Raw genomic sequence first — 15402 nt, forward strand, 5'->3', positions numbered from 1 at the left:
TTTTTAAATTTTCCAACCTGAATATAATGTTGCAATAGCACCTGTAAGAGTGCGATATGATACCGAGGAAAAGCCTGCGCTTTTGATGATATGGGCAAAGTCATTTTGTTTAGGAAATTTACGAATCGATTCAATCAAATAATGATATGCATCATGATCACCTGCAATGAATTGACCCAGTTTGGGAATAGCATGGAAAGACCAAAGGTCATAAATTTTATCAAGTAGAGGCATTTCAACATTTGAAAATTCTAAGCACAAAAAACGTCCACCTGGTTTTAAAACACGAAAAGCTTCTTTAAGAGCTTTATCAATATGTGGTACATTACGAATTCCAAAGGCAATAGTATAAGCATCAAAACTTTGATCTTCAAAAGGCAAAAGTTCTGCATTGGCTTCAATAAAGTCAATAAGAGAGGCAAGATTATTTTTTTGTGCACGTTTTTTACCAACGTTTAGCATTGAGTCATTAATATCAAGGACTGTAACATGAGCTTTTTTGCGTGAGGCGTTGAGAATACGAAAAGCAATGTCGCCAGTACCACCGGCTACATCAAGAGCTTTCCAGTTAGAAATAGCAGGGGGAGATAGCCACGCCACCATAGAATTTTTCCATATACGATGGAGTCCAAGAGATAAGATATCATTCATTTTGTCGTAGTTTTCAGCAACAGAATGAAATACATTATCAACCATAGATTGTTTTTGCATTTCATCAACTTTTTTGAAACCAAAAAAATGTTCCATACCTCCTTCAATTCCTACGCGTTCTGTTTCCGCCGCCATAATACATGACCTTTCTTATTTTTCTTTTATCGTAAACGACATGTGGAAAAAATGCTCAAATACGAAAAAACAACGGATAAAATCATAATGTTTATATACAGCTTAAGATAAAAAAGCGCTTTTAGATATCCAGATTAGCAACACTTAAGGCATTATCTTGAATAAAAGATCGCCGTGGTTCAACTTCATCACCCATTAAGCGAGAAAAGAGTGAGTCTGCATCCGTTGCGTCATTAATTTTAACCTGTAAAAGAGTACGTGCGTCAGGATTAAGGGTTGTTTCCCACAATTGGTCGGCGTTCATTTCTCCAAGACCTTTATAACGCTGTAAAGTCAAACCTTTTTTGCCATTTTTAAAAATACTTTCTAATAAACTAATAGGTCCAAAGATACGCTCTGATTTATCTTTGCGATGCAAGAGAGGAGGGAGACTATAGACTTCTATGAGATTTTGAGCAATACGATCAATTTGGCGCGCATCCGCTGAATTTATAAGCCCTGCATCAAGTGTAATAACTTCTTTAACGCCACGCAAAATACGCTCAAAATACAACCCTCCTTCTGGTGCACAGATACCCGTCCAACCGCGTTCCATATCATCAGCAATTAAATCCAATCGATTTGCCACATTGTCTGCTGTTTGTTGAGCTTTTTCTGGTGTTGTAAAAGCTTCAGAGCCAAAAATACCAGCAATTGCGGCTTGCTCAACGATATTACGATTATAGCGTGTGTGAAGACCATTGAGAAGTTGGCGTAACATACGGGCATCTTCAGCAAGCTTACGCAAATCAGCACCGGCAAGAACCTCACCTGTTGCAAGTTCTAATGTCGTTTCTTCCAATCCCGCATCAATTAAAAATTCTTCAAATGCTGCTTCATTTTTTATATATTGAAAAGATTTACCACGGGATACTTTATAAAGAGGTGGTTGAGCAATATACAGATGTCCACGTTCAATCAATTCAGGCATTTGTCTAAAAAAGAAGGTGAGAAGTAGGGTGCGGATATGTGCTCCGTCAACGTCCGCATCTGTCATAATAATAATTTTATGATAACGTACCTTATCTGGCGAAAATTCGTCTTTCCCGATGGAGGTACCAAGAGCAGTGATGAGTGTTCCGATCATTTCAGATGAAAGCATTCGGTCAAAGCGTGCTCGTTCGACGTTAAGAATTTTACCACGCAAGGGCAAAATTGCTTGATTTTGGCGTGAACGTCCACTTTTAGCGGATCCACCAGCTGAATCTCCCTCGACAATAAAGATTTCTGATTTTGTAGGATCACGTTCCTGACAATCAGCAAGTTTTCCTGGTAAAGAAGTGATATCAAGGGCTCCTTTACGTCGTGTGAGTTCCCGTGCTTTACGAGCTGCTTCACGGGCAGCTGCAGCTTCTACTACTTTACTGATAAGGATTTTTGCTTCATTAGGGTGTTCTTCTAGCCATGATGAAAGACCTTCATTGACCAAATTTTCAACAATAGGACGCACCTCTGAAGAAACCAATTTATCTTTTGTTTGAGAGGAAAATTTTGGGTCAGGCACTTTGACAGAAAGAATAGCTGTTAAGCCTTCACGACAATCATCACCAGTTAAATTAACTTTTTCTTTTTTGGCAATCCCTGAGGATTCTGCATAACCATTAATTTGACGTGTTAAAGCGCTACGAAAACCTGCTAAATGAGTTCCGCCATCTCGTTGCGGAATATTATTAGTAAAACACAATACTTTTTCATGATAGGAATCATTCCACCATAAAGCAACATCTACGCTCATGCCATCTTTTTCGTTTGTGATATAAATAGGATTATCAATGAGAGCTTTTTTTGATTGATCGATATGTTTGACAAATTCAATTAATCCACCTTCATAATGCAATTCTACTGATTGAACATCAGCATGACGTTGATCTGTAAGGATGATGTGTATACCCGAATTTAAAAAAGCTAATTCTCGTAGACGACGCTCTAAAGTTTCGAAATCAAATTCAACCATCGTAAAGGTTTCAGAACTTGGTAAAAAAGTTATTTCTGTTCCGCTTTCTGAATTACAATCATCAACAATTTTTAATGGGGAATCAGCGACTCCATGTGTAAACGACATTTCATGAATTTTTCCATTACGCTTAATACGTAACCGTAGCCAAACAGAAAGTGCATTAACAACAGAAACTCCAACACCATGCAATCCTCCGGAAACTTTGTAAGAATTTTGATCAAATTTTCCACCAGCATGGAGTTGTGTCATGATAACTTCAGCGGCCGAAATACCCTCGGTTGGATGAATATCTGTTGGAATTCCACGTCCATTATCACGAACAGAGCAGGATCCATCAGCATGAAGTGTGACATTTACAAGAGTAGCGTAACCAGCTAAAGCTTCATCAATAGCGTTATCTACAACTTCATAAACCATATGGTGCAGACCTGAACCATCATCGGTATCACCAATATACATGCCAGGACGTTTGCGCACAGCATCAAGACCTTTAAGGACTTTAATGGAAGATGCACCATAGTCACCACACGCTGGCGAAGTTGTTTCATCACTCATAGGTCAATCCATTTCTGTATTTAATTTCAATATTTCGTCATTTTTTTGTGGGCTTAATATTTTAGCCCGTTATTTATAGAATAACAACATTAGATGTTTACCGTATATCAGATCTATATTCAACATGTGTCATGTCTAGAATAGATATAGAGGTTTTTCGTATTCAAATGATGATGTTTTGTCGATACGTGTTGCACGATTATTCCTTTATAATAAAAGGATGATAAAGAGGTTCCTATTTTAAAAATGAAGGATGATTTTGGTTATATTTTATAGCTTTAAAATAAGATTTATGTTCCTTGGAAGGAAAGTTATTGCTTCATTGTTTTGAATTGATTGTGTCTAGAATAGTATTTACAAAATTAAGATATCATTCTTGCATATCTGCAGAATAGAAGAAAGTCACAATCATTACAAGGAAAACAGGAATAAAGCCAATATTCCTATAGAAATTTATTCTAAACTAAGAAAATTATTGTTTTTTATATTTTTATCTACAAAAGCACACTATAAAATCCATATTATAGATCTAAAAATATGTAGAAACTCTTAAATTTTTTAACAATTGTGAGGAATATTAAAGACTTTAACCTATTTAAAATATCAACTCTTTTTAGTTGAGCTTTTAACACTGTGACAAAGAAAAAAGAGTAGTTTAGCTATAAATAATTTATTGGGGGAGATTTTAAAAATGAATATATTCATCAATATATTAAATTCTTTTATTGGAATTTTATTTATAGCGTCGGTCCTTTTTTTTTCATCTTTTGTAAAGGTTGGGATGGGAGGCAGGCTTCCTTCTTTTTTTAATGCGCACGAACATTTGATACAGCCTGATATAGCGAATATAAAGCGTTTACGTTTTGTTACAACGTTTGATTTTCCTCCTTTTAACTTTCTTGATAAAACAGGTCATCTTGCAGGCTATAATGCTGATTTATTACGCGCCATTTGCGTAAAACTAACACTTGAAAAATTATGTGAAGTAGAAGTTGTGCCTCGGGAAGAATTGGTAAATCATCTCAATAGCGATGAAGCAGAAGCAATGATTGCTGGTTTAGAAGAAACAACGGAAATGCATCAATATCTTGCTTTTACCAGAACTTATTTGCGTTTTCCTGCGCGTTTTGTATCGGATAAATCTTTGAATCTTAATGAACTGATAAGCAATAAACTTGAGTATTTAAAGAGTGGATTTTTAATTAATAGTGCATATGAAAAACTGTTTCATAGTTATTTTCCTCAAGCTGAATGGCATGGGTTTGATAATAGAAAAATGCTCTATAAAGCATTACAGGATCATGAAATTGATCTTATTTTTGATGACGGATTGGCTTTGTCCTTATGGGTAAATGATCCGCAATCAATGGATTGTTGTCATTTTGTTGGAGGAGCTTATATAGCTCCACAATTTTTAGGAGCAGGAATGCGAATCGCTGTTGCAAAAAAGAATGCACATTTAGTTGATATTCTAAATTATGCTCTAAAATCTTTAGAGCGTGATGGTAAGCTGACAGAGCTTTATTTACGTTATTTTCCAATTAGTTTTTATTAATTTAAAACTCATTAAGTGATAGTTACAAGTCTTTCGTTGTTTAACCGATAGGAAATAGCTTCTGCAAGGTGATGGCGTGCAAGATGCTGTGCTTGATCAAGATCAGCAATAGTGCGTGCGACTTTGAGAATACGATGATAAGCACGTGCGGAAAGGTGCATCTTTTCGCTAACATCACGGAGTAATGTAGCGGCATTTTGATCAGGAATAGCAATTTGTTCAATGATTTTTGCAGGACAGTCGCTATTGGTTCGGATGTGGGGAAGATCCAGTGCTGCAAAACGCTTAGCTTGAATAGAACGCGCTTGTGCAACGCGTTTTGCGACATTAGAGCTTTTTTCTGACTGTTTTTGTTGCATGAGATCCATTGCTGTTAAAGCAGGGACTTCGATACGTAAATCAATGCGATCAAGTAAAGGACCAGAAATACGGGATTGATAATCAATTTGGCACCGTATACCTTTGGAACAAACATGACCTTTTTCACCAGCCATACCGCATCGACAGGGGTTCATTGCAGCGATGAGTTGAATACGAGCGGGATAGCTTATATGGTGATTTGCACGGGCAATAATGCATTCTCCGCTCTCTAAAGGTTGACGAAGAGAATCAAGAACTTGAGGAGAAAATTCAGGAAATTCATCTAGAAATAAAACACCATTATGAGCAAGTGATACTTCTCCTGGCCGTCCTTTGAGGCCACCACCAATCATTGCAGCCATAGAGGCAGAATGATGTGGAGAACGAAAGGGACAATGGCGTGATATAGTATTATGTGTTGTTTCTCCTGTAATAGAAGAAATAAGAGCAACATCTAAAAGCTCGCGGCTATCAAGAGGTGGTAAAATAGAAGGTAAGCATTGGGCTAGCATAGATTTTCCTGCACCAGGAGGACCCACAAATAGAAGATTATGTCGTCCTGCTGCACAAACTTCTAATGCTCGTTTTGCAGATTGTTGTCCTTTAATCTCACAGAGATCTGGTAATTCGGTTGATGTGGTATATTGACGTGGTTGTGGTCTTTTTTGAATTTGTGTTCCTTTAAAATGGTTGATTATCATAAGAAGATTTTCAGGGGCAAGAATATCCATTTCTGCGTTTGCCCATGCTGCTTCTGGGCCGCATTTGTGAGGGCAAATTAATCCTTTATCAAGCGATAATGCTGTCATTGCAGTTGGTAAAACACCATTAACAGAGTTAATAGATCCATCAAGTGATAATTCACCTAAAATGATATATTTTTGAGCTATATCGGAAGGAAGAAGATTCATAGCGAGCATTAAGCCTAAGGCAATGGGAAGGTCATAATGTGAACCTTCTTTGGGCAAATCAGCTGGTGCAAGATTAACGGTAACTCGTTTGTTTGGCATAGAAAGCCCGCAGGCATGAAGAGCTGCTTGTATTCGTTCACGACTTTCTGCGACTGCTTTATCGGCTAATCCAACAATAGCCATTCCTATTTTGCCGGAGGAAATCATAACCTGTACATCAACAGGAATTGCTTCTAGACCACGAAAAGCAACCGTTGTAACATGTGCGACCATTATTTTATTTCCCCCCCTTCTTTTATTTGAAAGACACAATCATATCTATGTATAAAAATCAAGAAGTGCCTCTACACGCTTTTTGATGAAGATATATATTCAGGATTTGAGAGCACTGTGATGGAGAGGCATTCGTATAAATTTAACTATAATAATATATGCCCCAATAAAGTATTTAAAAGAGATTAAATGAATGTGTTAAAAACATAAAAATATAATATTTTAGTTTTGTCTCACAGTTCTTCACAATCTGTGAATATGGAAAAAAAACGGAAAAGAAATATGAAATCGCATATTTTAAAAAAAATGTATGATTTAATGTAATTAAAGAGGGTGAAGAACTTAATAATAGAAAACAATGTTTATCGTTCTTTAGTTGATTTTATTTATAAGAAAAAAACATCAAAATATTTATTAAGAGTATCTGATTTGGGAATGTGTCCGACAAGAATTTCTTTGAAATCAATAACCGCATACAGCGTAGTGATAGTCTTATGCCTAATTTTTGTTTTTACACGGTCAGTTTTCGCATTTGAGCTCTTTGGTTTTCATTTATTTGGAAAAAAAACCTCAGCTTCTTTTCCATCTGGAGTAAATAGTACAGAAAAATCTTATACCGTCGAAGTGGTTGCTCCACCAGGGGCTCCACAAGAAGGGATTAAAATAGCTAAAGCTGCATCTTCTCTTGTTTCTGATCAAGGTAAAACAGTAGCAAATTCATCTGGTTTGTTAGCTAAAGCCCGTTCAAATTATCGGACAATACTTGCAGCCCTTTATGCTGATGGCCGTTATGGTGGTATCATCAGTATTAAAATTAATGGTTTGGAGGTTTCTGATTTAAGCCCTTTGTCTCAGTTACCAACTCATTCGAATATTATCATTACAATTGATGCTGGACCACAATATGTTTTTAATGTTGCGAATTTCAATAAAGCTTTTTTTCTTGAAAGGTATAAAACAGGTGAAATTCTTTCAGTGGAAAATTTAGGTTATAAAGTTGGTGCTGTTGCAAAATCTGAGACTATTCTTAAAGCAGAACGGTGGTTAATAGAAAGATGGCGTCAACAAGGTTATGCTAAAGCCAATATTGTAAATCGTGATGTTGTTGCTGATCATGCAGCACGCTTTATTGACGCGCAGATTACAGTTAATCCTGGGAAAAAGGCTTATTACGGCTCTTTAAATGTGCGTAATGTGAGCCAAAAACCACGTATAGATTCAGCTTATATTGCATGGATGACAGGATTAAAACCAAATCAACAATATAATCCTGATGCGTTGATTAAGGCAAATAAACGGCTTGCACGACTTGACGTTTTTCGTGCAGTGATTGTGCGTGAGGCTGAAACAATTAGCTCTGATGGTCATTTACCACTTACACTTGTTTTAGAAGAACGTAAGCCACGACGTTTTGGTATTGGTGGTAGCTATTCAACATTAGATGGCGTAGGACTTGAAGCTTATTGGATGCACAATAACATTTTTGGCCATGCAGAGCACCTTAAAATTGAAACTAAAATAAGCGATATCGGTAGTAGAAAAGAAGAGTCTTATCATCCGAAAAATTTTAATTATCTTTTGGGAGCGACATTTATTAAGCCTGGCATCATTACTCCTGATACTGATTTTGCAGCAGAACTGAAAGGAGAACAAGATGTTTTAGATAATTATACTACAAAAGCTTTCAAAGGACAGTTGGGGATTAGGCATATTTTTAATGATCAGTTATCAGGGCGAGTTGCTGTAGCTACTTTTAACGGTTATTCTCGTGATGATTATTTTGGAAGCCGTCATTTCACCACAATTGGATTATTGAGTGGTTTGATTTATGATGGTCGTAATAATCCAGTTAATGCGACAAAGGGTTTGTATGGTGAAGCAGTTCTTGAACCGCTTTATGAAATGCGTTTTGATAATTTTGTGACAAAAATGACAATAGAAGGTCGGTCTTATTGGGCGTTTGATGTAAAAGAGCATTTTATTTTTTCAACACGCGTAAAGCTTGGTACAATTATTGGAGGTAATATAGCTGAATTGCCTTCAGATACACTTTTTTTTGCTGGTGGCGGTGGATCTGTTAGAGGATATGCTTATCGTAATATTGGTATCAAAACAAAAAATGATACTATTATTGGTGGGCGTTCTCTTATTGAAGGATCAGCTGAATTACGCCTTTCCTTTAATAATAAAATAGGATTTGTGAGTTTTATTGATGGCGGCTTTGTAGGGGAAAAAACGCATTTTAATTTTTCACAACAAATGAAATGGGGCGCGGGCATTGGAGGCCGTTATATGACTAGTTTTGGCCCTTTTCGGTTTGATGTAGCTTTTCCTTTTAAGCGAGAGAAAAGTGATCCTCGTGTTGGTTTTTATGTCGGTATAGGACAAGCATTCTAATGAAAAAAATGTGGTATTTGAGGTTTTTTTTATTTGGATTTTCTCTTTTGATGATGCTCTCTTTTGTCTTTGTTCAAAGAGGAAATTCATTCGCCGGAGAGGAAATAGAAAATGATCGTTCATGGCTTGTTTCTTTTATTGAACGTAAACTTTCCGCACCTAATCGACAAATTCGTTTGCATAATGTCCAGGGGGCATTATCTTCACAGGCGTCTATTGATACAATTACTATAAGTGATAACAAAGGTATTTGGCTTAAAATTAACAATGCTAAGATCGATTGGAATCGTTTAGCTTTACTGCGAGGACATGTTAAAATTAATCAGTTTTCAGCAGAAAAAATTATATTTTTACGTAAACCACAAAATTCCTCCTCAATTTCCTTTTTTGAAGCTGATCAGTTTTCCATACCTAAATTGTCTATGGCAATTTTTGTGAATACATTGATGGTTGAGTGTCTGACCTTTGAAAAAGACATTTTTGGCTTTGTTTCTGATGTATCATTAAAAGGGCATTTAACCTTAAGTAATGATGAGCTGGATACTAATATAGAATTTCAACGTTTAGATGAATTAGGTTATTTTTCTATCTTAACAAAAATATCCAAAAACGATCGTACAGCTAAAATTGATATTATTGCTGATGAACCACAAAATGGTATTATAGCTAATATTCTTGAGCTTGAAAAGCGTCCTGCATTAAACCTCTCCATTAAAGGTAATGGAACTTTTGATGATTTGGTTATTATGCTTAATTTAAAAGCTAATCAGCAACCTATTTTGGAGGGAAATTTTACTCTCGTAGAGGCTGCAGAAGGTCATAGTCTCATAACAAATTTAGATGGAACAATTGGTCGTTTAATGCCTGTTCAATCTCAATATCGTAGTTTCTTTGAATCTAATTTTGCTTTAAAAGCAAAAGTAACGATGACAAACGAAGGTGCAATGCATCTTAATCATATGACTCTTCAAGGCGATACAATTGATGTTGTAGCTAATGCTGAAATAGCGAATGATGGATTTTTACGACGTCTTTTTGTTGATGGCAAAATAGCTTTTGATAAAGAAAAAGCATCAACTCGCTTACCACGGCTAAAGACACAAACACACATAGATAATCTTGCTTTAACAGTTGATTATGGCCGTAAAGGACAACAAACTTGGAAAGGGCGGCTTGCTGTACATCATTTGAGCAATGACAATATTCATATTCGTGATGCTGTTTTTGATATGGGGGGTGTGAGTGAAAATCTTGATAATTTAGTTTCTCGTCATGTAGGTATTCAGATTAATGGTATGCTTCAGGGAATTACAAGGATTAAGGATGGTTTTGCAGAAGATTTAAATCAACCAGTTTATATACATCTTGATACGGATATTCTTTCTGGAAAACCAATGTCAATCCATGATTTTAGTGTTAAAGCTCAGGATTTTTCTATTTGGTTAAAAGGACAAATGGATCGTTTTATTTTTAAAGGAGATCTTGGTGTAAAAGCACAAACATTAGCACCTTTGGGTTTGTTGAATGGACAGTCATTTTCTGGTGGTGCGGATATTAAAGCAAAAGGAAATTTTAATTTAATTAAAGGGACTTTTGATCTTAAATTTTTAGGCACAACTGACAATGCTAAAATAGGAAGGGCAGCAGTTGATCATTTATTAAAGGGAGAACTTTTTCTTTCAGGTGATATTGCGCGGAATAGAATAGGTTTAATCGTTAATGATTTCCATTTAAAAAATCAGTTTGCCAATCTAAAAGCTGATGGCTATTTTGGCAGAGAAAGCGCTGAAATGGATTTTTCTGCTCAAATATCTAATCTTTCTCTGTTAGATCCAAGAATGGATGGATCTGCTACAATTAAAGGCGCTGCTAGAGGACATAATAGTCTTATAACAATCAGTGCAAAGGCTCAAATTGTTGAAGCCTTTTTGGTTGGTAAAAAACTTCAAAATACAATATTCAATATGAATGTGCTTATGGATAATACATCACCAGTTTCCTCCTATTTAACGGGTTTTATAGAAGGAGAAGGGACTTTTTCTGAGAAACCATTACAGCTATCTGCTGTTTTTAACAATGCCGATCATATCTGGAAGCTTCAGGGTATCAATATTAAAGGAGGTAATGCACGTATAACCGGTGATATTACTCAAACTTTTGAACGTTTTTTGAAAGGAAATTTGCATATTGATGCGGACGATATTTCAACTCTTTCTGCATTATTTTTGCAAAAAGGGAGTGGGAAAGTAAAGGGCGACTTTATTTTTGATGAAAGAAATAACCAACAGATAGCAAATTTAAAAGCTAATGTTAATAATTTTATACTTGCAAAAAATGAAATAAAAAAATTGGCTATACAAGCTGATATATTCAACCCTTTTGGCGCGATACAATTTAAAGGTTCTGTTAATGCAGAACATATTCGGACACCCTTTATGATGGTCAATCATTTGAATGCTCAAGCTTTGAATAACGATGGACAAACTGTTTTTAATGTTCAAGCAGTGCTACATAATGATACAGATGCAAAGCTTTCTGGACGCGTTATAACAGAGGGATTATTTGAAGATGTGAAACAAAAAGTGGAGCTTGAAACTATAGATGTGAAACAAGTTGGTCTGCATGCAGCATTACTTAAACCAGTGACCATCCTCTTTGATAAAAATGGAATAACGATGAATAAGTTAGGAATTTCTGTCAATGAAGGTGAAATCGTGCTTTCAGGCAACATTCAAGATACTCTTAATTTGCATCTTAAAATGAGTGCTGTGCCTGCTACATTAGCGAATCTTTGGAAGTCAGATCTTGATGCTGCCGGGACTTTAACAGGAGATATTATGGTCCATGGAAGTTTTACAAAGCCTGAGATAATCTATGATGTAAGGGGCCAAGAGTTAATGATTGCTCCTTTGCAAGAAAAGAAAATAAAGCCTTTTACTTTTTCTGCTAAGGGTAAAGCAGTCAATCAGGCTCTTCTTTTATCTGCTGAGCTAAGCGGAGATGGATTGCAGGTGCAAGCACAAGGAAAAGTCCCTCTAGATAAGAGCAATTTTGATTTACATGTTAGTCTAAAAAATTTTCCTGCACATTTGGTCAATGGTTTTATCAAGGGAGAGCCTTTTGGGGGAGAAGTGGTTGGTAAGGTTGATGTTGGCGGAGATTGGAAGAGTTTGTCTACCCATTTTGACCTCACTAGTCAAAATTTGACAGTCATGACTCATAAAGGACCAGAGTCGATGAATATGAATATCCGTGGTTTTTATAAAAAATCAATATTTCATATTGAGCATATGGTAGCATCGGGCGCCAAGGATTTGGATCTTTCTGTTAATGGACAAATTTCTTTGAATAATTCAAAAGTTGAATTGCATGTTAGAGGCATGATGCCTCTTAGTTTTATGAATCAATTTGTAGCTGAGCGTGGTGCGCATGTAGCGGGAATAGTAAAAATAGAGAGCACTATCAGTGGTGCATTGCCTCAGCCACAATTAAAAGGACATTTTTCTGTATCTAATGGTCACTTTTTAGATACACAAACAAATTTAGAATTGGATAATATAAGGTTTGAAGGCAAACTAAATGGCGATCATGTGATTTTAGAGAATGCTTATGCTTCTTCTTCTTATGGAGGGTCTCTTTCTGCTTCAGGTCGCATTTCTAATGATTTGCAGACTGATCTAGTGATTCATCTCGATCGTGCCCATTATAATGACGGGTTTATGATTTTTGCGACATTAACAGGCGAAATGACAGTAACTGGTTATTTTTTGCGTGATCTTGTTGTTGGTGGTGATGTCACAATTGAAAAAGCAGAGCTTCTTATTCCTGATAATTTTAAAAATGCAGCATTTTTAAATCTTAAACATAAGAACTTAATCGCACCGATTCAAAAAACACTTGAACGAGCTAATGTTAAAACTTATGGTCATAATCAAGATGTTTCTGAAGAGTCTTCTTCTGTTATCCGGTTAGATGTAAAAATTAATGCACACAACAAATTTTTTGTGCGTGGTCGAGGGGTTGATGCTGAATTAGGAGGAAGCATTAATTTAAAAGGCCCTTTGCAGGGTATGCGTCCAGTTGGTGAATTACAAATGATTCGCGGAAGGTTTGATATTCTTTCACAACGTCTCAATTTCGATAAAGGACAGGTAAGCTTTAACGGTAATCTTAATCCTACTGTTTATTTTATTACCAACAATAATAATGGTGATATTCGTGTTAATGTAATAGTAAAAGGAACAATTGATAATCTTGATATTCAGTTTTCTTCACAACCTGTTTTACCACAGGATGAGGTATTGGCGCGTTTGATTTTCAATCGCTCTCTTAACGAATTATCGCCATTTCAAATTGTTCAGCTTACAGCAGCAGCTGCTGAGCTTGCTGGTGCTTCTAACACATCTTTATTGAATACTTTACGATCCCATATTGGTCTCGATGATCTTGATGTTGTTGTTGATAAAAAAGGCAACACAGGTTTACGTGTTGGACGCTATATACATTCTAATATTTACTTGGGTTTTGAGGCGGGATCGAATGGAACAACGAAAGGAACAATTAATTTGGATATTTCACGTCATCTTAAAGCTAAAGGGGCTATAGGAAGTGAAGAAAATACGAGTTTTGGTTTGTTCTATGAAAAAGATTATTAACTTAAAAATTAGTGATAAAATCTATTATTTAAAGGTTCTGTTCTTCAAATTGGATATGGTGAAGTTTTTTATAAACACCTTCTTTTTTTGCTAGTAACTCTTGTTGGGTTCCTTGTTCAATAAGACGCCCATTTTGGATCACAATAATTTTATGAGCACGGGCAATCGTTGAAAGACGATGAGCAATAACAATAGTGGTACGTCCTTGTGTAAGGTGATCAAGAGCTTCATTGATTTGTGCTTCAGTGTGTGAATCTAACGCACTTGTTGCTTCATCAAGAAGCAAGATTTCACTGTCATGAAGCATGGCACGGGCAATGGCGATACGTTGTTTTTGTCCACCTGACAGATTATTGCCATTATCCCCAACTTGGGTGTCATAACCGTTAGGTAAATCCATAATAAAGTCATGAGCATTGGCTGCTTTTGCTGCTTTAATAATATCGTTATCACTTGCTCCTTCTTTTCCAAGTCCGATATTATATTTAACGCTTCCTTGGAATAGAAAAGTATCTTGTCCTACATAGGCCATAAGATTTCTAAGGGAACGAAATGTGATGTAGCGAATATCTTGATCATTGATCAATATACGTCCTTGAGTAGGATCATAAAGGCGCATAAGAAGGCTAATAAAAGTCGATTTTCCTGAACCGGATGGTCCTACTAATGCTGTCATTTTACCTGCTTCAATTTCTAGATTAATGTCGTTTAACACCATCTGATCATCAGTATAAGCAAAAGAAACATGTTCAAAACGTATTGAATTTTGTTTTTTATTAAGATCCTTAGCTTCTTTATGCTCCATAACTGTGAGAGGATGATCGAGTATTTCAAACATTGTACGGATACTAACCAGACCAGATTCAATTTTAACACGTACATTTGCTAATCTTTTGGCTGGTTCATAGGCTAAAAGTAAAGCAACAATAAAGGACATTAATTCACCTTGAACGCCTGTCCGTTGACTTGCAAGGTAGCCGGAAAAGCAGATAACACCTGCAATCGCAATGCCAGCGAGTGTTTCCATAATTGGATTTGTAGCAGCTTCAAGCATTGCGATACTATTTGCTTGTTGTTCAACATCATAAATGGCTTTATTCATGCGTTTTTGCATCAATTTTTCGAGTGAAAAAGCTTTTATTACATGAATACCAATCGTTGTTTCTTGTACGATTTTTACAATTTCTCCAAGTGAAAGAAGCTCTTTTTCCATAAGAGTGCGAACATGTTTTAAGGCTATTCGAATTCCTAAAAATGCTAATGGACCCACTATTAAGGTAATGGCAATTAATGTAAAATTTTGAATAAGCATAACAAACAAAAGGCCAATAACAGAAAGTAAATCACGCACAAATGTTGTGATAATAATATCAATAATATTGCGTGCTGCTGTTGCACTATGGGTTACGCGGACAAGAAGATCCGATGAAGTATTATTGTGATAAAAAGAGACACCTTGTTTTATGAGGCGTGTATAAATTTTACGTTGTTGTTCAGCAACAATACTATTGCCTGCTTTGCTTAAAAAATAAGTTTGAGTAAAAGTTGCGATCCCCTTAAGAATGAAAATAAAAGCAATAATACCGGAAATAAAGACAATCATATTAAAATTTTGTCCATCAATAATATGATTGACAACATCGCGCATAATCCATGCACTGATGACAGTGGTAAAGGAAATAATGATCATTGAAACAATGGCGACACTATACCAGCACACATGTTTATGAAAATTTTCTTTTAAAAGCCGAATGATGAGATGTTTATCAGAAGAGGATATTTGTGTTTTGGCCATGCAGCATTTCTATCATTTTTTCATGCAAGATCAAATCATCCTTTATAGGATGAGTTGGAGAGCTTCCGATAAATAATCTTTTGTCTATAGAAATCATTAATTTCTTATTAAAAAGTATA

7 protein-coding genes are annotated in these 15402 nt (G+C 35.9%); 3 read left to right on the forward strand and 4 right to left on the reverse strand.

Annotation, left to right across the window (positions count from 1 at the left end; translation table 11 throughout):
* Nucleotides 1–3 precede the first annotated feature (3 nt).
* The gene (ubiE, locus tag Bra60_RS06715) at nucleotides 4–786 is read right to left on the reverse strand and encodes a bifunctional demethylmenaquinone methyltransferase/2-methoxy-6-polyprenyl-1,4-benzoquinol methylase UbiE (protein ID WP_078673456.1); all 783 of its coding nucleotides are present in this window, start codon (nucleotides 784–786) and stop codon (nucleotides 4–6) included.
* Nucleotides 787–907: 121 nt separating this feature from the next.
* On the reverse strand, nucleotides 908–3337 hold the full coding sequence (gene gyrB / locus Bra60_RS06720) for a DNA topoisomerase (ATP-hydrolyzing) subunit B (protein ID WP_078698187.1): 2430 nt from the start codon (nucleotides 3335–3337) through the stop codon (nucleotides 908–910).
* A 691-nt stretch (nucleotides 3338–4028) separates the two neighbouring features.
* Here gyrB and Bra60_RS06725 point away from each other — a divergent pair.
* Nucleotides 4029–4892 carry a transporter substrate-binding domain-containing protein gene (locus tag Bra60_RS06725; RefSeq protein WP_078698215.1) on the forward strand — a complete coding sequence of 288 codons (864 nt, stop codon included), beginning with the start codon at nucleotides 4029–4031 and terminating at the stop codon, nucleotides 4890–4892.
* A gap of 11 nt (nucleotides 4893–4903) precedes the next feature.
* Here the strand turns inward: Bra60_RS06725 and Bra60_RS06730 are convergent, their stop codons facing one another.
* The gene (locus tag Bra60_RS06730) at nucleotides 4904–6436 is read right to left on the reverse strand and encodes a YifB family Mg chelatase-like AAA ATPase (RefSeq protein ID WP_078673459.1); all 1533 of its coding nucleotides are present in this window, start codon (nucleotides 6434–6436) and stop codon (nucleotides 4904–4906) included.
* A gap of 435 nt (nucleotides 6437–6871) precedes the next feature.
* Here Bra60_RS06730 and Bra60_RS06735 point away from each other — a divergent pair, with 435 nt between their 5' ends.
* Nucleotides 6872–8833 (forward strand): autotransporter assembly complex protein TamA, encoded by a 1962-nt coding sequence (locus Bra60_RS06735; protein ID WP_078698216.1) that lies wholly within the window; start codon nucleotides 6872–6874, stop codon nucleotides 8831–8833.
* The gene (locus Bra60_RS06740; RefSeq protein WP_078698188.1) at nucleotides 8833–13488 is read left to right on the forward strand and encodes a translocation/assembly module TamB domain-containing protein; all 4656 of its coding nucleotides are present in this window, start codon (nucleotides 8833–8835) and stop codon (nucleotides 13486–13488) included. The genes Bra60_RS06735 and Bra60_RS06740 overlap by 1 nt, the downstream gene beginning before the upstream one ends.
* Nucleotides 13489–13516: 28 nt before the next feature.
* On the opposite strand, the gene Bra60_RS06745 is transcribed toward Bra60_RS06740, so the two are convergent.
* The gene (locus Bra60_RS06745) at nucleotides 13517–15283 is read right to left on the reverse strand and encodes an ABC transporter ATP-binding protein (protein ID WP_078688172.1); all 1767 of its coding nucleotides are present in this window, start codon (nucleotides 15281–15283) and stop codon (nucleotides 13517–13519) included.
* Between the last annotated feature and the right edge of the window lie 119 nt (nucleotides 15284–15402).

Source organism: Bartonella sp. Raccoon60, from assembly GCF_002022585.1.
GTDB classification, from domain to species: Bacteria; Pseudomonadota; Alphaproteobacteria; order Rhizobiales; family Rhizobiaceae; genus Bartonella; species Bartonella rochalimae.

Excerpts from the sequence above, each read along its gene's own strand:
- Bra60_RS06725 (WP_078698215.1), top strand. The coding sequence starts at position 4,029 with ATGAATATATTCATCAATATATTAAATTCTTTTATTGGAATTTTATTT.
- ubiE (WP_078673456.1), bottom strand. The coding sequence starts at position 786 with ATGGCGGCGGAAACAGAACGCGTAGGAATTGAAGGAGGTATGGAACAT.
- gyrB (WP_078698187.1), bottom strand. The coding sequence starts at position 3,337 with ATGAGTGATGAAACAACTTCGCCAGCGTGTGGTGACTATGGTGCATCT.
- Bra60_RS06740 (WP_078698188.1), top strand. The coding sequence starts at position 8,833 with ATGAAAAAAATGTGGTATTTGAGGTTTTTTTTATTTGGATTTTCTCTT.
- Bra60_RS06735 (WP_078698216.1), top strand. The coding sequence starts at position 6,872 with ATGTGTCCGACAAGAATTTCTTTGAAATCAATAACCGCATACAGCGTA.
- Bra60_RS06745 (WP_078688172.1), bottom strand. The coding sequence starts at position 15,283 with ATGGCCAAAACACAAATATCCTCTTCTGATAAACATCTCATCATTCGG.
- Bra60_RS06730 (WP_078673459.1), bottom strand. The coding sequence starts at position 6,436 with ATGGTCGCACATGTTACAACGGTTGCTTTTCGTGGTCTAGAAGCAATT.